18 protein-coding genes are annotated in these 19,915 nt (G+C 60.7%); 13 read left to right on the forward strand and 5 right to left on the reverse strand.

The window, feature by feature from the left end; translation table 11 throughout:
* Positions 1-174 precede the first annotated feature (174 nt).
* Both AC1VVM_RS18540 and AC1VVM_RS18545 read left to right on the forward strand, forming a co-directional pair.
* Positions 175-1,452, forward strand: coding sequence for an MFS transporter (locus AC1VVM_RS18540; protein WP_482957051.1), 1,278 nt, complete (start codon positions 175-177; stop codon positions 1,450-1,452).
* Between the two features lie 428 nt (positions 1,453-1,880).
* Positions 1,881-2,627, forward strand: coding sequence for a FadR/GntR family transcriptional regulator (locus AC1VVM_RS18545; RefSeq protein ID WP_482957052.1), 747 nt, complete (start codon positions 1,881-1,883; stop codon positions 2,625-2,627).
* A 77-nt stretch (positions 2,628-2,704) separates the two neighbouring features.
* On the opposite strand, the gene manD is transcribed toward AC1VVM_RS18545, so the two are convergent.
* Positions 2,705-3,913 carry a D-mannonate dehydratase ManD gene (gene manD, locus AC1VVM_RS18550; protein ID WP_482957053.1) on the reverse strand — a complete coding sequence of 403 codons (1,209 nt, stop codon included), beginning with the start codon at positions 3,911-3,913 and terminating at the stop codon, positions 2,705-2,707.
* A gap of 399 nt (positions 3,914-4,312) precedes the next feature.
* On the opposite strand from manD, the gene AC1VVM_RS18555 reads away from it, so the two are divergent.
* Positions 4,313-5,935 carry a hypothetical protein gene (locus AC1VVM_RS18555; protein ID WP_482957054.1) on the forward strand — a complete coding sequence of 541 codons (1,623 nt, stop codon included), beginning with the start codon at positions 4,313-4,315 and terminating at the stop codon, positions 5,933-5,935.
* Between the two features lie 83 nt (positions 5,936-6,018).
* Here AC1VVM_RS18555 and AC1VVM_RS18560 read toward each other — a convergent pair whose 3' ends face one another.
* Positions 6,019-6,762, reverse strand: coding sequence for a FadR/GntR family transcriptional regulator (locus tag AC1VVM_RS18560; protein ID WP_482957055.1), 744 nt, complete (start codon positions 6,760-6,762; stop codon positions 6,019-6,021).
* Positions 6,763-6,923: 161 nt separating this feature from the next.
* On the reverse strand, positions 6,924-7,796 hold the full coding sequence (locus AC1VVM_RS18565; protein ID WP_132386107.1) for an SDR family NAD(P)-dependent oxidoreductase: 873 nt from the start codon (positions 7,794-7,796) through the stop codon (positions 6,924-6,926).
* A 259-nt stretch (positions 7,797-8,055) separates the two neighbouring features.
* Between AC1VVM_RS18565 and AC1VVM_RS18570 the strand changes: the two genes are divergently transcribed.
* The 9 genes from AC1VVM_RS18570 to AC1VVM_RS18610 all read left to right on the forward strand — a co-directional run bounded on the left by AC1VVM_RS18570 (position 8,056) and on the right by AC1VVM_RS18610 (position 17,320).
* On the forward strand, positions 8,056-8,676 hold the full coding sequence (locus tag AC1VVM_RS18570; protein WP_482957056.1) for a TetR/AcrR family transcriptional regulator: 621 nt from the start codon (positions 8,056-8,058) through the stop codon (positions 8,674-8,676).
* Positions 8,677-8,777: 101 nt separating this feature from the next.
* Entirely contained in the window at positions 8,778-9,488 is a 711-nt protein-coding gene (locus AC1VVM_RS18575) for an SRPBCC family protein (protein ID WP_482905275.1), read from the forward strand.
* On the forward strand, positions 9,485-10,354 hold the full coding sequence (locus AC1VVM_RS18580; RefSeq protein WP_482957057.1) for an FAD binding domain-containing protein: 870 nt from the start codon (positions 9,485-9,487) through the stop codon (positions 10,352-10,354). Before AC1VVM_RS18575 ends, AC1VVM_RS18580 begins: the two co-directional genes overlap by 4 nt.
* Positions 10,351-10,839 (forward strand): (2Fe-2S)-binding protein, encoded by a 489-nt coding sequence (locus AC1VVM_RS18585; RefSeq protein ID WP_482957058.1) that lies wholly within the window; start codon positions 10,351-10,353, stop codon positions 10,837-10,839. The genes AC1VVM_RS18580 and AC1VVM_RS18585 overlap by 4 nt, the downstream gene beginning before the upstream one ends.
* On the forward strand, positions 10,836-13,592 hold the full coding sequence (locus AC1VVM_RS18590) for a xanthine dehydrogenase family protein molybdopterin-binding subunit (RefSeq protein ID WP_482957059.1): 2,757 nt from the start codon (positions 10,836-10,838) through the stop codon (positions 13,590-13,592). Before AC1VVM_RS18585 ends, AC1VVM_RS18590 begins: the two co-directional genes overlap by 4 nt.
* 24 nt (positions 13,593-13,616) lie before the next feature.
* The gene (locus tag AC1VVM_RS18595; RefSeq protein ID WP_482957060.1) at positions 13,617-14,444 is read left to right on the forward strand and encodes a sugar phosphate isomerase/epimerase family protein; all 828 of its coding nucleotides are present in this window, start codon (positions 13,617-13,619) and stop codon (positions 14,442-14,444) included.
* Positions 14,441-16,108 carry an AMP-binding protein gene (locus AC1VVM_RS18600; protein WP_482957061.1) on the forward strand — a complete coding sequence of 556 codons (1,668 nt, stop codon included), beginning with the start codon at positions 14,441-14,443 and terminating at the stop codon, positions 16,106-16,108. Before AC1VVM_RS18595 ends, AC1VVM_RS18600 begins: the two co-directional genes overlap by 4 nt.
* Positions 16,105-16,797 carry a nitroreductase gene (locus tag AC1VVM_RS18605; protein ID WP_482957062.1) on the forward strand — a complete coding sequence of 231 codons (693 nt, stop codon included), beginning with the start codon at positions 16,105-16,107 and terminating at the stop codon, positions 16,795-16,797. Before AC1VVM_RS18600 ends, AC1VVM_RS18605 begins: the two co-directional genes overlap by 4 nt.
* 205 nt (positions 16,798-17,002) lie before the next feature.
* Positions 17,003-17,320, forward strand: coding sequence for a hypothetical protein (locus AC1VVM_RS18610; protein WP_482905282.1), 318 nt, complete (start codon positions 17,003-17,005; stop codon positions 17,318-17,320).
* Positions 17,321-17,392: 72 nt separating this feature from the next.
* Here the strand turns inward: AC1VVM_RS18610 and AC1VVM_RS18615 are convergent, their stop codons facing one another.
* On the reverse strand, positions 17,393-18,247 hold the full coding sequence (locus tag AC1VVM_RS18615) for a TauD/TfdA dioxygenase family protein (protein ID WP_482957063.1): 855 nt from the start codon (positions 18,245-18,247) through the stop codon (positions 17,393-17,395).
* A gap of 18 nt (positions 18,248-18,265) precedes the next feature.
* Positions 18,266-19,006: an SDR family NAD(P)-dependent oxidoreductase gene (locus AC1VVM_RS18620; protein ID WP_482957064.1), complete on the reverse strand. Its 741-nt coding sequence runs from the start codon at positions 19,004-19,006 to the stop codon at positions 18,266-18,268.
* A 136-nt stretch (positions 19,007-19,142) separates the two neighbouring features.
* Between AC1VVM_RS18620 and AC1VVM_RS18625 the strand changes: the two genes are divergently transcribed.
* On the forward strand, positions 19,143-19,847 hold the full coding sequence (locus AC1VVM_RS18625) for a GntR family transcriptional regulator (RefSeq protein WP_482957065.1): 705 nt from the start codon (positions 19,143-19,145) through the stop codon (positions 19,845-19,847).
* Positions 19,848-19,915: the final 68 nt, after the last annotated feature.

Below are 19,915 nucleotides of genomic sequence, written 5' to 3' on the forward strand. Positions count from 1 at the left end.
CGCGCGGCGGCGAAGTGATTTACGTTTCTCATCATGCCGAACGAGAGGGTTTTTCATTCGCACATTCGCGGCGCCAGGTCGAAATGCGATTTCCGCCGAGCCTGATGGTTGGTGTGTGAAGCATTCGGTGAGCGAAGGCCGGCCATCAAAAAGTGGCAGGCAGCGCGCGCCTGCATGAAGCCGCCGGCAACGGCCGAAATCAATCTGGGAGAAAAATGGATGTCGGTGGCAGCAGAAGCGCCGCGCAAATTCGGATGGTATCATGGCTGGACCATCGTCGCCATCGCCACGCTTGCGCAGGTGGCATCGAACGGCATGCCGGTTAACGCCTTTACGCTGTTCGTCGTCGACTGGTCGAGCAACCTCAACACGCCTGTCAGCACCTTGCAACTGGCCATTGCCTTGCTGGGTTTGGGAAGTGCGATCCTGGCACCATTTGCCGGCGGGCTGGCCGACAAAGTACCGGCAAGAACCCTTCTGGTCACGGGACTGGGACTTGTTGCGCTTTTTCATATCGCGATCGGAGCGATCTTTGCGACATGGCAATTCCTGGCGCTTTACGGCGTTGTATTGCCTCTGGGTATGGCGCTTTCCACTTCGGTCATTACCAATACCCTGGTTTCACGCTGGTTCGTCAGGCGTCGCGGGCTGGCGCTGGCGGTGACATCGTTCGGCCTCAGCGGTGCAGGTGTTGTCCTGCCGCCAATCATTGCCGCGCTGCTGCCATTGCTCCAGTGGCGGATGCTTTGGATGGGTGCAGGGACGCTCATCGGTCTCGTCATGCTGCCACTGGCGTTCTGGTTGGTACGGGATCGCCCGACAGAAGAAGATGGGCTGCACTACGTCAGCGCGCCGGGCGATCAACCCGTTCCCGGCGCCGCGGCCCACGTCGAGCTTCACTGGCGCGAGGTGTTCAGGCGGCGGACGTTTTGGATCGTTGTCGCCACGTACTTGCCGCTGCTGGGCCTGTGGGGCGGCGTCAACCAGAACCTTGGGCCAATCGCCAGCAGTCGCGGGCTCGATCAGGCAGCGGTGGGTCTGCTCCTGTCGCTCTTTAGCGGCGCCCAACTCGGCTCAACGCTGTTGATGGGATTGCTATCGGATAGATTTGGCAATCGCCGTCCCTTGGCGGTGCTTGCCGTTATCGGGGCCACGGGCGGAATCATCACGGCGCTGGGGCAGGGGATGATTGGACTGGCCAGCGGCATTGTCCTGGTGGGCATGGGGGGAGGGCTCTGGCCCCTGATCGCCTCGGCCATTGCCAATGAATTCGGCGCGGCGGCCTCTGGTCGGGCCTTTGGTCTGACGATGGCTTTCCTGCCCATCATGGCCTTTGCACCCTTCGCCATCGCCAAAACCCACGAGATGAGTGGCAGCTACGTGCCCGGGTTAATTGGTATTGCCATCGTAACTTTGGTCGGCGGCGGCATCTGCCTGCTGATGAAGGAGTGAATTGCGGCCGCATGTCGGGTGGGAGGTCGGCCGAGGGCGAGAAGCCTCTCGAACACGAGCAAGCAATGCCAGTGGCCCCGCCCCGCTGGCGACCGCATGCGATTGTCGGGCAGGGACAAAATCTGAAAGAAAGGTGATGAAAGCGCTGCGTTCAACATCACTGGTGAATGGGCTCAGTCCCCCATACACGACCGTCTGTATGTGGGCCGGCCGGTAGGTGTTGCCGGATTTTCAGGCCTGGCATGGCGCGAGTCCGCCGGCTCTCAAAGGGCGGGCGGATCTGAACCACGGACAACGAGAAATGCGTGCCGATGGCATACTTGCTCGCGGCAATCAGGCGCCGTTGCGGCTTGAAGTGTCTTTTTTGGCTGCTTCGCGATTGGTATGACGTCTTGCCGTCGGTTAGCGGCTGTGACATTCGAATTGCGATGACCGAACGATCCAAACTGTACCAGCGCGTTGCTCACCAGATCGAGCAGAAAATCCTCGAAGGTGTATACACGCACGGAAGCCGCCTGCCTGCGGAGCGCGATTTGGCGCAAATCTTCAAGGTTAGCCGGCCCACCATTCGAGAAGCCGTAATCGCGCTGGAGATCCGTAATTTTGTCGAGGTCAGGCACGGATCCGGCGTCTACGTAAGCGGCAAAATACCTGCCAATCCCCCGGAGGCTGAGTTGAATGTCGGCGCCTTCGAATTGATAGAAGCCAGATTGATGTTCGAAGGTGAGGCGGCCGGGCTTGCCGCAACGGTGATGAGCGACGAGGAAATCGCGCATATCGGGGACATCCTGACCCAAATGGAGGCGCTGGACCCATCCTCGGCCGAGGAACTCAACCTCGACAGGCAATTTCACTTAGCGATAGCCGAAGGGACCCAGAGCTCCATTGTCGCCCAGACGATAGAGCATTTGTGGGACCTTCGCGATCAATCACCTCTCTGCCGCCACATGTTCGAGCAAGCGCGGCACGAAGGCATCAATCCGCGGCCACATGAGCACCGCCGCATCTACGAAGCGTTGCAGGCAAGGAACGGCGCCATGGCTCGGGACGCCATGCGCGACCATTTGCGCAGGGTTTCCGAGGATCTACTCGCAGTCACCGAACTGGAAATGATCGAAAAGGCCAAGCTTGATATCATGGAGAAGCGTCGCAGGCTGGCCCCCGAGCGCATGTGAGGGCCCGTTGCAGCCCGGCAGGTGTCGGGCTCGCAGACGGACTTCCTTCAGCGTTGGTCAAGATTGAGCGGAGCGGTTCACCAGTTCCACATGGTGCCGTCCTCCAGCCGCGCTACCGGCAGATAGGCGGGCTTGTACGGATACTTTGCGGCCAGCTTCTCGTCGATGTCGACGCCGTGGCCAGGCGTTTCGCCGCAGATGAGATGGCCATCTTCAAAGCGGTAATCATGCGGGAACACCGCGTCGGTCTCTTCGCTGTGCCGCATGTACTCCTGGATGCCGAAGTTGGGCACCCAGGTATCGAAGTGAAGAGCGCAGCCCATCGTTACCGGTGATAGATCGGTCGCGCCGTGGCATCCGGTGCGGACCTGATAGAGGCTGGCAAGGTCGGCAATGCGGCGCAGATGCGTCAGACCGCCCGCACCCACCACAGTGCAGCGGATGTAGTCGATCAGTTGGTTCTGGATGAGATCCTTGGCATCCCAGATCGTATTGAAGATCTCCCCGACCGCGAGCGGCGTGACCGTATGCTGGCGCACGAGCTGGAAGGCCTCCTGGTTTTCGGCCGGTGTCGCGTCCTCCAGCCAGAACAACTGGAACGGTTCCAGCATCTTGCCCAGATTGGCCGCTTCCTGCGGCGTATAGCGGTGGTGTCCGTCATGGAGGAGATGGTGGTCGAAGCCGTAGGTCTCGCGCAGCTTCTCGAACATCTTCGGGATATAGTTAAGCGCCTTGCGCGTATCCCACCCCGTCTGTGAGGGCAGGGCGGCGTCGGCCGGCTCGTAATAGAGCTTGCCTCGCCCCACTCCATAGGCGTCCTTGATGCCTGGAACGCCAGTCTGAGCGCGGATGGCCTTGTAGCCCATATCGATATACTGACCAACGGCATCAACGGTCTCTGCAATGTCCCCGCCATTGGCATGACCATAGACCATCACGCGATCGCGGCTCTTACCCCCGAGTAAATCGTAAAGGGGCATGCCGGCCATCTTGGCCTTGATATCCCAGAGCGCCATGTCGACGGCCGCGATTGCCCGCATCGTGACCGGGCCCCGGCGCCAGTACGCCCCGCGATAGAGATATTGCCAGATGTCCTCGATCCGGCGGGGATCCATCCCGATCAGGCACGGGATCACGTGGTCTTCGAGATAGCTCACGACTGACTTTTCACGCCCGTTCAGCGTTGCGTCTCCGATCCCATACACGCCCTGATCGGTGAATATCTTGAGAGTTACGAAGTTGCGTCCCGGGCAGGTGACGATGACCTTGGCGTTCTGAATGAGCATGGGAGTCTGGGATCCTGAACTTTATGCACGGCGTCACGCGCGCAGGGATTGGTTGTCATATATTGGTCAGGCCAAAAATATGCAACACATCTGGACGCCTTTGGTGCAGAGAATTTGTTGAATTATGCGCGGTTACCCCATCCACATTCCTGGGAGGGTGAGTGCCGATAACCTCGGATCGCGCGGAGCGGTTGCCGATAAATTCCGAGAAAATTGGCGAAATTGCGGCGCGAAGAGCGAAGGTAGTTGAAGAGCGAACACGCACTTTGAGCGCTCTGTCTGGTGCTGGAAAATCTTACCTGAATCCGCATCGCCCAGCCGATGACACATTTTGCGACTTTCCAAAATTGCTACAGGGGCGGACAACACCCGAAAAATAGCATTGGGAGTGAGAGCGTAATGACCAAGAGGACTGGCCTCCTGACAATTCTGGTAATGTGCCTGACGTCACAATCCGGCCACGCAGCAACCAGCGAGGAGCATGCTTTCGGGCGTGCCGAAATCTCGACGATCCCATTCGACGCCAGACTTGGGCTTAGAGTGGCGACCTATACGCCTTCGGGTAAAGTTCTGGTCGTGTACGCACAAGATCATAGCAATGATCGCGCCATTACAGTGGCAACGATGGATGATAGTGGCCAGAATTTGCGTCCGTTCTATTCCGGCGTGATCCCGGCGCGGGAAAAGGACAATGGTCTGCGCTTCATGGTGTTTCCAGACAACAAGCGGATATTTCTAGGCGATTTTGTTCTGGAGTGTTCGACCAGCCTGGAAACCTGCAAGCAGCCCAAGCTTCTGCCCGTCGTCTACCCACAGGAAGTTGCCGGTGGGGATCACGTTTCCCACCGGTGGTCGGAAATCGTGGTCGCGCCTGACAACCGACATGTCGCTTGGACCACGCTCCTCCTCCCTTCCTCCGCGCTTGTCTTCACCGGAGAACTGAAGCGTACGGGCGAGGCGTACACCATAGCCTCGCCGCGGATCGTCAGTACCATGAACCCCTTCCACCAGGATCCTGCACATCCCGACGGTGTCGTTCCCGAATATATCAAGGGAGGAGAGGTCAAGCAGTTCGTGGCCGGTGGAGCGGCTTTGTCACTCGCGGGTGGATTGAAGCGGGATACACCCGATTCCGTTATCCAGGACATCGCGACGGGCGAAGTCAAAGCGATCACCGATACGCCGGGATACAACGAGACCACGATCGTCTCCCCTGATGGCCGTCTCGGCTTGACGATGACGACAAGGTTCTCCCGGCCGTCCGATCCGGCAATCCTTGGGCTCTTGCCTCGACCTTATCCTACTGCGCTCGGCATGGATCTTGCCATGTTCGCCTACACTTACAGCGTTACCGGCGTGCGCCTTGGCCGGGCGGGCAACATCGGGCCCGCGCTGATCGATCTTGAAGTTTCCAAAAGCACGCCGGGTTATCTCGGCGCGAACCTGAATGAGCAGGGGGATTGGGCCTTTTACTCGCCGATGTCCTGGCATCCGAGCAGCAAGAAGGGTCTTTGGATCGAGGGCCTGAAAGGTGCCCAGGACAAGCGCATTCGCATCGTTCGGCTTCCAGACTACAAGCCCGGACCGCCTGTCCCCGCGGTTCCCACGCCTGAGCCGGGAAAGTATGCCAGTTCCGAACTCTCGCAGGTTCGCTCGTTTGCCGCCACAAATCGCGACGTAGACGTAAACGTCTATGGCCAGGCCTCGGGGCGAATTCTGTTTAGCCGAACCGCCTCACACATCGAGAAGATCTACGAAAACTTCAGCGATGACGGGCGCAGCGTTTATAGCGGCAAGGAAACGATGGTCATAAACCCGGCCGGCCGCTCGACGTACAATGCTGATCTAAGGGTCTCGGGACCCAAGCCTGGTGCAATGGAGCTCCAGATGACATTTGGCCCACTCGGGGGCGAGCATCCGGCAGCGCTCATTTTTGCGCCTGATGCTTCAGGCCAGCCGGCGACCCGTGGTTTCGCTGAGTACGAGGGGCATCGCCTTGACGCGGCCGATCTTGTGCCTTGATGTCGCAAGCGGGGGTGGCGCTATCTTGGTTCCGCCCCCGCCCGACGTCAGGCCTCGCCTGATGCGTCTGGCGCGGGCGAGACTCAGACCCGCCGAGCGAGCCGGTTTCGGCGCGCTTCGATCTCCGATCGCGCCTGCTCGATCAATTCCAGCTCGGTGGCTTCCAATACGTCTTCGGAAACACGCTTGAGGTGAGCTCGCATCGCCCGTCTGGCGCCGTCGGCGTCCTTGTTGCGCAGCGCTTCCACTATCAGGCGATGTTCATCAACACGAGGCGTCACACCTTCCCGGCGGGCTTTGTCGAACATATGCGCGCATAGCGGCGATTGTTCACGCACGTTCCAGAGCGTTTCCACGGTGTTCAGAACAAGGCTGTTTCCGGTCGCTTCAGCGATCAGCAAGTGAAATTCGCGGTCGGCATCCATGCGTTGTGCGTGACCGGCGCTGCCGGAGTCCATTTCATCCAGAATAAGGCCGAGCCTCTCCAGCGCGGGTGCGTCAATTGCGGTTGCGGCCAGGGCTGCCGCTTCACCCTCAAACAGAATGCGCGCCTCGATAAGTTCGAATGCGCCGACGTCCAGTTCAGGAGCGCTGCGTGGGCGACTGGCCTGCGGCATCACGAAAAGCCCCGAACCATGGCGAACCGAAACCAGCCCGCGAATTTCAAGGGCGATCATGGCTTCGCGGATAGTCGGACGGCTAACGCCCAATTCCTCCGCAAGATCGCGCTCCCCCGGAAGGCGAGTGCCCTCGGGATAGCGGCCGCTGCAGATTCCCTCCTCGATCGCGGCAGCAACGCGGTGATACAGCTTTTCGCCAATTGCCATGTGCATCCCATCGCACACTTAATGGCTTGACTCAATGTTCGGGTAAGAGTGGAAATGGTCTTATCAATAGGATGGACCAAAATTCGGGAGGGGGCTCATCCGGGCGCGGGAAGGTGCCGGCAATCACGCATTCGGATTTCACCGGCACTTTCCGGCTGGACCTATTTTACCTTGTACTTGGCGAAGACCGGTGTGTCGGTGGCAGTCGTGGACCGGACCGATAGCGGATACTTGTCTCCGACGTCCATCAAGCCGATTTCGCGGCCTACTTCCGCGCCAATGACGACCTTCCCGTTCCAGCGGTCCATCAGGTCAGGGTCGTTGAACATGGCCCACGCGATGTGGCCGGTATATTCGGTCGATTCCAGCTTGCCTTCGAGATGGCTGAATTTGTCGGGGGCGGCCTCCATCATTTCGAGCAGGCGTTCCGTGGTGAGAGGCCCCATCCAGATCGACACGGCAGCGACGTTTGCTCCGGCATCCGAAAAGTCGACGCCCATGTCATGCGCCATCTTGTCGACGCCGGCCTTCTGGGCGCCGTAGCACGGTCCGAAGCAATAGTGCGCGGCTCCGGGTGAGGACGTGAACACGATCAGACCCTTTTCCTGCTTCACCATATGAGGCGCAGCATACCAACTTGCGACGAAACCGCTGCGAAGGCCGACATTCATCATTTCGGCAATTTCGAGGGGTTTTTCCCAGAATTGTCCAGGCGCGGAGATGGCATGGCTCTGATAGCAGGCATTGTTGACGAGAATGTCGAGGCGGCCCTGTTCGTCGATGATCCGTTCGATCAGCGCCTTCACTTCGGCGTCGTTTGCATGATCGCATTTTACGGCAATGCCCTTTCCGCCCGCCTCGGTCACTTCCTGGGCAGTCGCAAAGATCGTTCCGGGAACTTCGGCATCGCCGGGGTTAAGCGTCCGTCCGGTGACGTAGACCGTGCACCCGTGAGAGCCCAGGGCACGGGCAATGCCTCGACCTGCGCCCCGGCTCGCTCCCGTGACAAGTGCGATTTGCCCATTTTCAGTCATTCGTGATCTCCCGGTAACCGATGTGCCCTTGAAGTCGGCATCACTTGAATTGGACGTGCGTTTAGCCGCTGTGCTGGCGAGATTGGCCTTGTTTCAGCGGCAATCATAAGTTCGTTTTTGGGTCTCTATAAACCAAATGGTTGGTAATTTGATCGGCCGCAGGCTGCAATAGGCGTGCTCGACGCCGACGCGATCAGCTGCACGCGCAAGTTATCAACTGCACTTGCAATGTCTACCAACCATTCGGTAACATTGCTGAATGAGCATGTCGAATCGCCACCGCAACCGGGAAGATGCAGCCGCACGGCGCGCGCTTATCGTGGGTGAGGCCATTCGCATGATCGGTCAGGATGGGCTGCGCGGTTTCACGATACAGGGGCTCGCACGGCGATGTGGGCTGTCTAATGCCGGTCTGCTGTATTATTTCCAATCCAAGGACGATCTGCTGCTGGCTCTGATGGGCGAGATCGAGCAGGGCGAAGAAATAGCGATCGAACCGCTTCTCGCCGCGATAGAGCGATCATCGTCCAACGATGAACGCGCGTATGAGGAGGCCGTTCGGCTGCTTCGGGTGATGGCTGAGCGGTTGTCCGATGCCCCTCAGCTGACGCGCTTTATCACTATATTCCAGATCGATGCGATGAGTTCTGGGCATTCCGCTCATGGCTGGTTTATCGACCGCGCGAACGAAGCTGAAGACCTGTTCGCCAAGCTCTTCGCGCCGTGGGCTGCCGTTCCCGAACTTTCGGCACGGCTTATCCTGGCATTGATGCAGGGGCTGACCCGCCGCTGGCTGGAGGACGGCAGGTTCGATCTTCCCGCTCAGTTCGAAATGGGTGTCCGCGCTTTGGTGCCGTTTGCACCGCAAAGATCGCCTTGATGACGCCGAGGTCAGAGGGAGATCCAGGGCCTCAGCTTTGAGTGCAAATACAGCCGGGCGGGAATATGCCGGCGCGATAATGGGAGAATTGGACAATGCGCATGGATGGCAAGCAGGAAGTCACTGCCGAACGCCATGCCGTTTGGCAGGCATTGAACGATCCGGTAATCCTGGCGCAATGCATTCCCGGATGCCAGAGCCTGACGAGGGACGGCAGCGACAGTTTCGCAGCGGTGGCCGAAGTGAAGATTGGACCGATCGGCGCGCGTTTCAAAGGTGGCGTTCGCCTGTCCGATCTCGACGCGCCGAGTGGGTATACGATCACGGGAACCGGTAACGGCGGCGTTGCGGGATCCGCCAAGGGGGAGGCAAAAGTTCGTCTTGCAGACCTCGGCGGCGGACGCACGATGATAACCTACACAGTGGACGCGGAAGTGGGTGGCCGAATGGCCCAACTCGGCGGTCCGATCATCGATGCGACGGCGCGCAATCTGGCCGCAAAGTTCTTTTCCCGCTTCGAGGAAGTGATGACGGAAGGCCCTGCCGATCATCGTATCGCGGAGCCCACAGTAGGCGTTCACACAGGCCCTGGCGCACAGCCCGCTTCCGGTTCGGTACCCGGACCGACGCCTGGACTGACATCGCCACCCCGCTCGCCATGGCCGTGGGTCGCCGCACTCGTTTTGGCATTGACGGCCGGCTTTGTTCTGGGCGCCGCGCACCTGCAATTCGAGTTTATTGTCGCTCTGGCCATGCTGGTGGTCACGGCGGCAGCGGCCTTCGAGGCAGGTCGGCGAGGAGCGATGCGATGAAGCCCGCACCTTTCGACTACGTGCGCCCTGCCTCCATCGATGAGGCTTGCACGATCCTGTCAGAGGCAGGGGGAGGGGCAACGGTCATCGCTGGCGGCCAGACACTTCTACCGCTGCTGAATCTGCGGATGAGCCAGCCTTTTGTTCTCGTCGATATCGGCGCGATACCGGAGCTGCGGGGCGTCGACAGGGGGGGCGGTGGCATCCGCGTGGGACCAATGACACGACAGGCCGATGCGCTTGAGGATCAGCTCCTTGCGCAGCATCTTCCCACATTCGTGCGTGCGCTCAGCCATGTCGGTCATCATCAGACCCGCAACCGCGGCACCATAGGAGGTTCGGTTGCCTTGGGTGAACCGGCGGCGGAAATGCCGGCTACGGCGGTGGCGCTTGGTGCGGAGATCGAGATCGCGTCTATCCGGGGCACTAGACGGGTGCCCGCGGAGGCGTTCTACCTTGGCCCTTACATGACCGTGCTCGAACCCGACGAACTGGTGACAGGGATCATTTATCCGGACTGGCCGCAAGGGCATCTGGTGGTGTTTCAGGAACTTGCCCAGCGGCCCGGAGACTTCGCACTGGTTGGCATGGTCGGTGCCCTCGTGATCGAGGGTGGCCTCATCCAGAGGGTCGGACTTGCCTGGTTCGGTATGGGGCCCACGCCCATGAAGATGCGCCGCGTCGAGGCGGAACTCCAAGGCAAGGCACCGGATGCGCTCGATCTGAAATCGCTTTCGCGGCTCGCTGTTTCCGATGCCGCTCCGTTCGACGACCATCATGCGAGCGCCGAATATCGGCGAACCGTGGGGGGCCGAATGTTTACGCGAAGCATCGGCGATGCCCTCGCGCTTGGAGAAGTGGCATGAGCGAATATCGCGTCGAAATGAAGGTGAATGGCCGCAGGGTCGCCGAAGCGGTGGAGGCGCGCACCTCGCTGGGGGATTTCCTGCGCCTGAAGCTTGGATACACCGGCGTGCACATGGGCTGCGAGCACGGCGTGTGCGGCGCCTGCACCATAATGGTGGACGGGCGCGCCGTGCGTTCCTGTTTGATGCTGGCTGTCCAGGCCGAAGGCAGTGAGGTCCTTACGGTCGAAGGTCTTGCAGATACGCAGGATGCGCTTCATCCCGCGCAGGACGCCATGCGCAAGGCGCACGGCCTCCAATGCGGGTTCTGCACGCCCGGAGTGGTCATGACTTTGGCCTCGCTATGTGCGGATCGGCGCTGCGACGAGCAGTCCATGGTCGCCGCGATGAGCGGGCACATCTGCCGGTGCACGGGCTACCAAGGCATTCGCAGGGCCATCACCATGCTTGCAGCGGAGGTCGGCTCGGCCGGTAGCGACACATGAGCGAACAGACACTTATTCCTTCGGCGGGATCGGGCGCGGCGCGCTGGATTGGCAAGCGGGTGGAACGCAAGGAGGATGCACGCCTGCTGACCGGGCGCGGGCAATATACCGACGATGTGGTGCTGCCGGGCATGCTCCACGTTGCTTTCGCCCGCAGTACAATTGCGCACGGACGGATAACCAGGGTCGAGACGTCCGTGGCGGCTGAATTGCCGGGGGTGCACGCGATCTACACCGCGCGCGAACTCGCCGCGCAGCCGATCACCATGATGAGCTTCTTCTTTACCCCGTCCGAGGTGCCGATCACGCCCCTTGCCGGTGAGCTTGTCCAGTATATCGGCGATCCCATCGTCATGGTGATCGCTGAAACCCGCGCTATCGCGGAAGATGCGGTATCCCTGATCGAGATCGATTATGAGGAACTGAACCCGGTCGTCACGATTGCCGATGCCATGGCCGCCGCGCCCATCCATCCCGGCACCGAAACGAACGTAGCGTCGGAAATCGGCGACGAGGAGCCCGAGGAGGATCTGGCTCAGGCACTTCAGGGTGCGCACTGCCTGCTGACGCAGGAGGTTGTCCATCAGCGCATTTCGCAGGCTCCGATGGAAAACCGCGCGATCCTTGCAACCAGGGAGGGCCCCGAAGAACTGACGCTCTACATAACCTGCCAGAGCCCGCACAATATTGCCCGCTGGGTTAGCTTGGCACTGGGACTGCCGCAGACAGCGATCCGGGTCATCGCCAAGGATGTCGGCGGCTCGTTCGGCCTCAAGAACACGCCCTGGAAAGAAGAATGCGCGGTCATCTGCGCAGCGATGCTGTTCGGTCGGCCGCTCAAGTGGACGGAGGATCGCTACGAGGCGCTGACTGCCTCGAACCAGTGCCGGGAAGCACAGATGAGGCTGTCTGCGGCGCTTGATGCGAATGGCCGGCTTGTCGCCAGCCACGCCGTTTATGACTGCAACAATGGTGCCTATCCTCAGGGGGCGGACAACAACATTGCGGTCCACATGTTCCTGTGGGCGGCTTACAAGATGCCCGCCTATGCGTTCCTTTCGCGCGGGTGGTACACGAATACCAACGGCCTTGCCGCCTATCGCGGGCCGTGGGCCATGGAATCGCTGATCCGGGAGACCTTGCTCGACAAGGCTGCGCGCCGGCTTGGGATAGATCCCGTGGAAATCCGCAGACGCAATCTGGTCTACCTGAAGGACCAGCCTGCGGTTTCCTGCATGGGCATTCCGGTTGACGATATCACGCCTGGAGAATGCCTGGAAAAACTGGTCGCTCATTTCGACTTCGCGGCTTTCAGAAAGGAGCAGGCGCAGGCGCGCGAGCAGGGCCGCTATCTTGGCGTGGGCATCGCCGCCTATATCGAGCCGACCGGATCGGCCGGCAGCATGGTCACGATGACAGGCGAACTCGCTCAGGTTCGGATCGAGCCGACCGGGAAGGTCACGGCGATGATGTCTACGCATTCGCAGGGCCACGGCACCGCCACGACCATGGCACAGTGCATCGCGGACCGGCTTGGCGTGGCCTATGACGATGTCACGGTATTCGAAGGGGACAGTTCGCGAGGAGGCTTCGGACCCGGCGCAGCCGGGAGTCGGCAGGGCGTCATTGGCGGCGGCGCGGCGATCCGCGCGTCCGAAATGCTTGCGGACAAGGTCAAGATCCTTGCTGCGCACCTCTTCAACGCATCTCCTGAAAGCGTGTCGATCGAGGACGGCATCGTCCACATCGCCGGCGCTCCGGAAATGTCACGGCCTCTGGGGGAGATTGCCAACATCGCCTATGCGGAGCCGGACCGTTTGCCGCCAGGATTCGAGGCCGGACTGGAGGCGCAATTCCGCTATCAGCCCCCTCCGATGACCCTGACGAGCGCCGCACATCTTTGCGTTGTCGAAGTCGATACCGACACGGGTTTCGTGAAAATTCTGCGCTGGATATCGTCCGAGGATTGCGGAACCGTGATCAATCCCGGCGTGGTCGAAGGGCAGATCTCGGGCGGGCTCGCTCAGGCGATCGGTATGGTTCTGCTTGAGGAAATGCCTTACGATGCCCGCGGCAATCCCACTGCCGCGACGTTCAAGGACTATCTCCTGCCGGCGATCAGCGATGTTCCGGTGTTCGAATTCATTCATGCCAACACGCCGTCGAAGACGATCGGAGGCATGCGCGGCGTGGGTGAGGGCGGGGCCATCATCGGGCCGCCTACGCTGGTGAACGCGATTGCCGACGCTCTTTCCCCGTTCGGGGAGATCGAGAAGCTCGTACTGCCGCTGACGCCTGCACGCATACTGGATATCGTCGAGCAGCGAGACGTTTCCGGGTTTGGTTCGAGCCATTCCGAAATGGCCACTGCGCCTGTGGCCGATGCCGTGCAGGAGCCGGAGGCACCGCCCCATGTGCCGGAGACCAGCCAGGGGCAGTCTGCCGCCGAGGCGCGCAGCATCGACGGCGACTGGAACATGGTGCTCAAGACCCCGATGGGGCCTCAACCCATGGTCGTGACTTTCGCAACCGATGGCGCGGGCGGCGTTTCGGGAAAGTTCAGCAGTGCTGAGGGCAGTCAGGCGTTCGATGGCGGAACACTGGATGAAGGGCGCGTTCGCTTCGACCTTAAGGTCGAGAAGCCGATGAAAATCACGCTCAAGTACGATCTCCTGATTGAAGGCGATATCGTCTCGGGCAAATGCAAGATGGGAATGTTCGGCTCCGCAAAGGTGACCGGGCAGCGCGCCTGAAAAAGGCGGGAAGAGGAGAGATAGATGCCGCGATTTTCGCTAGACAGCCTGACCCTGACCGATACCGAGCCAACCGAACTCATCGAGGCAGCGGCACAGGCCGGTTTCGGGACAATCAGCCTGTGGGTTCAGCCGCCGGCGCTCTACGCTTCGGCGGCTTGTACGGCTGATAAAGAGGCAGGCTGTGCCGAACGGTTGCAGGCCACCGGGATCGCGGTCGAGACGCTTGAGGTGTTCGACCTGCATTCCTTCGATGCGCTCGAAGCCTATCGACCGGCACTGCAACGCGGCGCCCGGTTGGGGGGCAAGACGGCGCTGGTTCTCAACTATTCCAATCCCGATCGCGGGCAATCCGCCGAACTTCTCGGCAAGTTTGCCGAGATTGCCGGGGAATACGGCATCGGTGCCAATCTGGAACCGGTGGCGGGCGGAAAGACCAGCTCCTTGCAGCAGGCCCGCGACCTTATTGTGGCTTCGGGGGCGGACGTCGGGATAACGCTCGATCCCTTCCACCTGATCCGCGCGGGCGGCTCGATTGCCGATATCGCCGAGATTCCGGCCGGGATGATACGCTATGTACAGCTATGCGATGGCCCCCTGATCGCTTCGAGCGACATCGCTGCGAGCGAGGCGATTGCACACCGCCTCTATCCCGGCGAAGGTGAATTTCCGCTACTGGATATGCTGCGCGCCGTACCTGCCGATGCGACCGTGGGTATCGAATGCCCGAGCCTTTCCCGCGTACGCGCGGGCAAGTCACCCGCCGAGCAGGCGCGTGAGGCGCTCCTGGCGGTGGAAAGTCTCTATACGCAGCTTAAACAGGCTGCTCGCGAATACGGGGAACCGAAATGACCGGCGAGACCGACGACGATCGCATTCGCGCTCGCGTGGAATTCCTGAATGCGCGCTATCGGGATCCTGCTGCCGGTGCGGCGCAATTGCTGTGCGACAGTCATGATCCATCAGCACTGGCTTATCGGATCATCGATGGCGATCTTGTCGGACAGGATCTGACATATGGTGAACTGCGCCTGGAATCCGAAAAGCTTGCCAGTGCGTTCAGCGTACTCGGGATCCGGCCCGGGGACCGCGTTGCCACGCTTATGGGGAAGAGCCGGGAATATCTCGTCACTCTGATGGCGATCTGGCGGCTCGGGGCCGTCCATGTGCCGCTTTTCACAGCGTTCGCGCCGGCTGCGATCGCGATGCGGCTGGAGGGAAGCCGTGCCGTCGCCGTTGTCTGCGATGCCGGCCAGCAGCACAAGCTCGCCCCCGGTGAGGACATGCCCGCAGATGCGACCTGGCACGTCATATCCACCGGTGCAGGAGGCGGCGGTGTGCTGTCGTTCAGCAGACTGCTGGACGAGGGCGCTCCGGGATTCGAGGCAGTGCGGCTTGGCGGCGAAGCGCCGATCATCCACATCTATACATCGGGCACGACGGGTAAGCCGAAAGCGGTGATCGTGCCGCAGCGCGCGCTTGCGGCGTTTCAGGCTTATGCGGAATTCGGACAGGGCGTTGGCGAGGACGACGTGTTCTGGTGCGCGGCCGATCCGGGCTGGGCCTATGGCCTTTATTTCGGTGTACTTGCCACCTTCACCACCGGGGTACGATCGATCCTTTACGCCGGCGGCTTTTCGCCGGAAGCGACAATGGCGATCCTTGAAAGGGAGCACGTCACCAACTTTGCTGCTGCGCCGACTGTCTATCGGGCGCTTTGCCAAGCGGACTTGGGGGAAGCGCGGTCGCTGCATCTTCGCTGCGCATCGAGTGCGGGCGAGCCGCTGACGCCCGACGTGAACGAATGGGCCGTCGGCGCACTGGGGGTTGAAGTCCACGATCACTACGGACAGACGGAGGCGGGTATGGTGATCAATAATCACCACCATCCGCTGGTGCGGCGCCCGATCAAGGCCGGGGCGATGGGGCATGCCATGCCGGGGTGGTCCGCGACGATCCTTGCCGAAGAAAGCGATGAACCTGTCGGCGTCGGGACAGTCGGCCGAGTGGCTCTGGTCGTGAAGGAAAGCCCGCTGCTCTGGTTCCACGGCTATGACGGCGATCCCGCCAAGACGGCCGAGAAGTTTACTGCCGATGGCCGTTATTACGTGACTGGTGACACCGGAAGCGTGGATGAGGAAGGCTATTTCCATTTCTCGGCGCGCGATGACGATGTCATCATCATGGCGGGGTACCGCATCGGACCGTTCGAAGTGGAATCGGCAATGACATCGCATCCTGCGGTTTCTGAAGCGGCAGTGATTGCCGTGCCGGATCAGGTTCGCGGCGAAGTGATGGAAGCCTATATTGTTCTCGCTCCGGGCAAGCAGCCATCCGCCGAACTGGAGCGTGAAATCCAGCAATGGGTAAAGACACACTATGCCGCTCACGCTTTTCCGCGCCGGGTTCATTTCGCCGATGCGCTGCCGCGCACACCAAGCGGCAAAGTGCAGCGCTTCGTGCTCAAGCAGCGCCGCAAGGAGGAGCTTGCAGAGATGAATGGGTCGAACGCGTGACCGGTTGGGACCTGGACATTCCGATGTCGGCCGAGGAAGCGGTCGTCGGGCGCAGATCCGTGCGCCAATTCCTTGCCGATGATGTCGATCCCGAAGTTGTTCGCACCATTCTGGCGGGTGCGTCCCGGGCGGCCTCGGGAACGAATATTCAGCCTTGGCTTGTCCATGTCGTGACCGGCGAGGCTCGGGACCGCCTTTCCGAAGCGGTCATCGCGGCTGCCGAAGCCGGAGAGCGCGAGCTTGAATATGCCTATCTGGCGCCTTCCATGGACGAGCCGTACCTCTCGCGGCGACGCAAGGTGGGATATGACCTCTTTTCCCTCTACGGGATCGCGCGGGACGATTATCCTGCACGGCAAGCTGCGGCCTTGCGCAATTTCCGCTTTTTCGGGGCGCCGGTAGGCTTGTTCTTTACGATGGAACGCAGTCACGGACTGGGCGCTTGGCTGGATAGCGGAATGTTCATGCAGAACGTCATGATCCTGGCCCGCGCGCACGGGCTGGAAACATGTCCGCAGCAGGCCTGGTGCGATTATGGGCCGGTCGTGCATCGCATCCTCGATATTCCGGACAATCAGATCCTTCTGTCCGGCATGGCGATGGGATACGAGGATCTCTCGGCCACGGTTAACCAACTGATCACCGAGCGTGCAGGACCTGAAGAATTCACGCGCTGGCACACGGCGTGAGTTCTGCGGAAATCCAGTTGAACAACCGAATGGTTGGTATATTGAAGTGACGGCCTGAATCGCTGCGCCAAATTAGCCGGAACAGGACGCAAAGGTTCCGCTTTCTGTCCGTGACACCGGCGGGTGCAAGGCGAAGACAAGAGATGGATACGGGTGCGGGACAACGGGCGTCTGGCACCGGGGATGAAGCTGAAAGGAATTGCTCATGACTATTCTTCACAAACTCATGTTCGCCAGCGTCGCAGCGCTGTCCGTGCCGGTTACGCTCGCACCTGCGATCGCGGCCGAAACACCTGCCACGCCGGCCTACTCGACGCAGACCGATCTCGGCACCCTGCTCGACAATCCGCAGACCAAGGCGGTCCTCGACAAGTACATTCATGACATGATCAGCAATCCGCAGATCGACATGGCCCGGTCGATGACGCTGCGTCAGCTTCAGTCTTATGCCGGCGATGCGCTTACGGATGAGAAGCTGAAGCAGATCGATGCCGATCTCGCCAAGATTCCTGCCGCCAAGTAACGGGCGGACCCGGTCCGGCGGGACCGGGCAGAAATGTGAAGGGGCGGCAGATTGCCGCCCCTTTTTTGTGCGTTAGGCGATCGTTTCCTCACCGCGCAGTGTCGTGCGATGCAATATTCGCCCGGCCGAGGCTGGATAGGGATAGGACCGGTGCAGGAGCGCCGGATTGTTGAAGATGACCAGATCGCCGGCGCGCCACGTGTGGCGATAGGTAAACCGGTCCTGCGTGCACCATTCGAGCAGTTCGTCCAGAAGCTGCCGGCTTTGCGATGCCTCCATTCCGACGACATGGTCAGCCGTCGAACCGATCAGAAGCACGCTGTTCGCATCCTTCTGATGCCACACGAGCGGATGTTCACGCGGCGGGAACACTGCGTTCCACCGCGCGAAGTCCGCCGCGGTCGGTTCGGCATGGATCAGCCTGCCAACGGCGGCAAGGCAATGACTGACGCGCAGGCTCTCAAGCTGGTCGCGGCGATCCTGCGGAAGCGCCGCGTAGGCGGAGTGCAGGTTCGCAAAGCCGGTGTCTCCGCCTTCTGCGGGCGCACTCTCGCACTTGAGGAGCGTGGCCTTGCCCGGTGTGTCGTATGATGTGCCGTCCATATGCCACCAGTCGTTGCCTTTGACATAGTCGAGCTGGTTGGCATCCATCTTGTCGAGCGCGATGCGGTAGATGCCTTTCCCGCTGGGCGCGGTACCATCATCGGTGACGTCGTTGGCGTGGAGCGAACCAAGCACACTGCTCAGATCGAGAAGATGCTGATCGGAGAAGTGTGCCTCCGGGAAAATAAGCACGTGGTAGCGGTCCAGAGCGTCGCGGATCGCCCGTGCAGCCTGCGGATTGGATGCGCAGGCGGGTTCGATCCGAACCGAAGCGCCGGTCCCGCCGCCAAGCGGCGTTATCTCGATTGCCGATGTCATGGTCATTCCATCCCCTGCCAGCGATCAGTTGAGATAGCGTCCACCGTTCACGCTGAGCGTGTGGCCGGTGATGTAGTCGGCATCTTCCGAGGCCAGGAAGGCAACGGCGGCGGCGATGTTCTCGGGGCGTCCGGCCCGCCGCATCGGTGTCATCGGCGCATAAGCCTCGACGTCGACCGGAGATTCCTGAAGTCCTTCGGTATTAACGAAGCCCGGCGGCACCGCGTTGACCGTGATCCCGCGCGTCGCGAATTCCATTGCGAGGGCTTTCGTGAAGCCCAGAACACCGCCCTTGGTGGCGGCATAGTGAGCCTGATTGGGCGTTCCTGCCTGGGCAGAAGACGATGCAATGTTGATGATACGCCCCCAGCCCTGCGCCAGCATGTCGGGAACGATTTCCTTCACGCACAGGAAAGGCCCCTTGAGATTGATCGCCATCAGGCGGTCCCAGGTTTCTTCGTCGAGATCCTCGAACTTCGCGAAGGGCGAAAGCGCGGCATTGTTCACGAGAATCGAAATGGGGCCCAGCGCTGCCCGGCTTTCGTTGGCCGCAGCAGCTATCTCGGCGGCAAGCGAACTGTCAGCGGCCAGACCAATGGCCTTGCCACCTTGATCGATGATCATCTGGGCGGTTTCCTGCGCTCCGGCTCCATTCAGGTCCCAGACCGCCACTGCCACGCCGTCCTTCGCGAGGCGAAGCGCAATCGCACGACCCAAGCCGCGCGCACCGCCGGTCACTACCGCGGCCTTGCCTTCAAGCGACATATCCTATCTCCCATTTTACATGATTGTATACAATAAGTCATACAGGTGTTCAGCGCGATTGCAATTGTCATTGCGGCTTGCCGCAAAAATCCGCCCGTTCTAGGGTGAGGGTAGATAGTTCTGGAGAGTGAAGAAAATGGACGATGGATCCGATCTTGCCGGGGACCGCGTAGCGCGGATCATCGCCGAAAGGATTATGACCGGGGAACTGGCGGCCGGCGAACCGATCAAGCAAGACGAACTGGCAGTCGAACTTGGCACCAGCCGGATCCCCGTACGCGATGCGCTGCGGATTCTCGAAAAGAGGGGGATGGTTTCCCTGCGCGCGAATGCCAGCGCCAAAGTGATCAGCCGGACCGTGGAGGACATGGATGTCTCCTATCGTATACGAGAGGTTCTGGAGCCGATGCTGCTCGGCGAAAGCATTCCGAATCTGACGCGGGAGATCATCGATCAGCTCCGGGTCCTGAAAGATCGTCTGGCTGGACCGCTGGACTACGAAGAATACCTGAATTTGACGCGGGATTTTCACATCCTGTGTTTCAGTGGACACAAGGCGCCGCTGCTTGCGCATGTTATCGAGTGGCTGTGGGACACGACTTACAGCTATCGCGCTGCTTTCGCGCGCATGTCGGTCGTCGATGAAGGGCGGCTGCGGGCCATGTGTGCCGAGCGGGAGTTGCTTTTCGATGCCATTCTTCAGCAGGATATCGATTTGGCACAGCGTATCTGGGCCATACAGGTCCGCCGCACCCACAAGGCCCTGCTTAGCTATGCCGAACAGCAGGATGTTTCCGGAAAAGCCGTGTCGGCCGGCCCAGTGTCCGGCGCGGCCGGTTGATTCGCACGCCGCTACTCGGTTTCCAATTGGATACAAGATAATCGCCTGACCGCGATCTCTCGTTGCGG

The sequence above is a fragment of the Novosphingobium sp. BL-S-33 genome (assembly GCF_056857025.1).

Excerpts from the sequence above, each read along its gene's own strand:
- AC1VVM_RS18540 (WP_482957051.1), top strand. The coding sequence starts at position 175 with ATGAAGCCGCCGGCAACGGCCGAAATCAATCTGGGAGAAAAATGGATG.
- AC1VVM_RS18545 (WP_482957052.1), top strand. The coding sequence starts at position 1,881 with ATGACCGAACGATCCAAACTGTACCAGCGCGTTGCTCACCAGATCGAG.
- manD (WP_482957053.1), bottom strand. The coding sequence starts at position 3,913 with ATGCTCATTCAGAACGCCAAGGTCATCGTCACCTGCCCGGGACGCAAC.
- AC1VVM_RS18555 (WP_482957054.1), top strand. The coding sequence starts at position 4,313 with ATGACCAAGAGGACTGGCCTCCTGACAATTCTGGTAATGTGCCTGACG.
- AC1VVM_RS18560 (WP_482957055.1), bottom strand. The coding sequence starts at position 6,762 with ATGGCAATTGGCGAAAAGCTGTATCACCGCGTTGCTGCCGCGATCGAG.
- AC1VVM_RS18565 (WP_132386107.1), bottom strand. The coding sequence starts at position 7,796 with ATGACTGAAAATGGGCAAATCGCACTTGTCACGGGAGCGAGCCGGGGC.
- AC1VVM_RS18570 (WP_482957056.1), top strand. The coding sequence starts at position 8,056 with ATGAGCATGTCGAATCGCCACCGCAACCGGGAAGATGCAGCCGCACGG.
- AC1VVM_RS18575 (WP_482905275.1), top strand. The coding sequence starts at position 8,778 with ATGGATGGCAAGCAGGAAGTCACTGCCGAACGCCATGCCGTTTGGCAG.
- AC1VVM_RS18580 (WP_482957057.1), top strand. The coding sequence starts at position 9,485 with ATGAAGCCCGCACCTTTCGACTACGTGCGCCCTGCCTCCATCGATGAG.
- AC1VVM_RS18585 (WP_482957058.1), top strand. The coding sequence starts at position 10,351 with ATGAGCGAATATCGCGTCGAAATGAAGGTGAATGGCCGCAGGGTCGCC.
- AC1VVM_RS18590 (WP_482957059.1), top strand. The coding sequence starts at position 10,836 with ATGAGCGAACAGACACTTATTCCTTCGGCGGGATCGGGCGCGGCGCGC.
- AC1VVM_RS18595 (WP_482957060.1), top strand. The coding sequence starts at position 13,617 with ATGCCGCGATTTTCGCTAGACAGCCTGACCCTGACCGATACCGAGCCA.
- AC1VVM_RS18600 (WP_482957061.1), top strand. The coding sequence starts at position 14,441 with ATGACCGGCGAGACCGACGACGATCGCATTCGCGCTCGCGTGGAATTC.
- AC1VVM_RS18610 (WP_482905282.1), top strand. The coding sequence starts at position 17,003 with ATGACTATTCTTCACAAACTCATGTTCGCCAGCGTCGCAGCGCTGTCC.
- AC1VVM_RS18615 (WP_482957063.1), bottom strand. The coding sequence starts at position 18,247 with ATGACCATGACATCGGCAATCGAGATAACGCCGCTTGGCGGCGGGACC.
- AC1VVM_RS18620 (WP_482957064.1), bottom strand. The coding sequence starts at position 19,006 with ATGTCGCTTGAAGGCAAGGCCGCGGTAGTGACCGGCGGTGCGCGCGGC.
- AC1VVM_RS18625 (WP_482957065.1), top strand. The coding sequence starts at position 19,143 with ATGGACGATGGATCCGATCTTGCCGGGGACCGCGTAGCGCGGATCATC.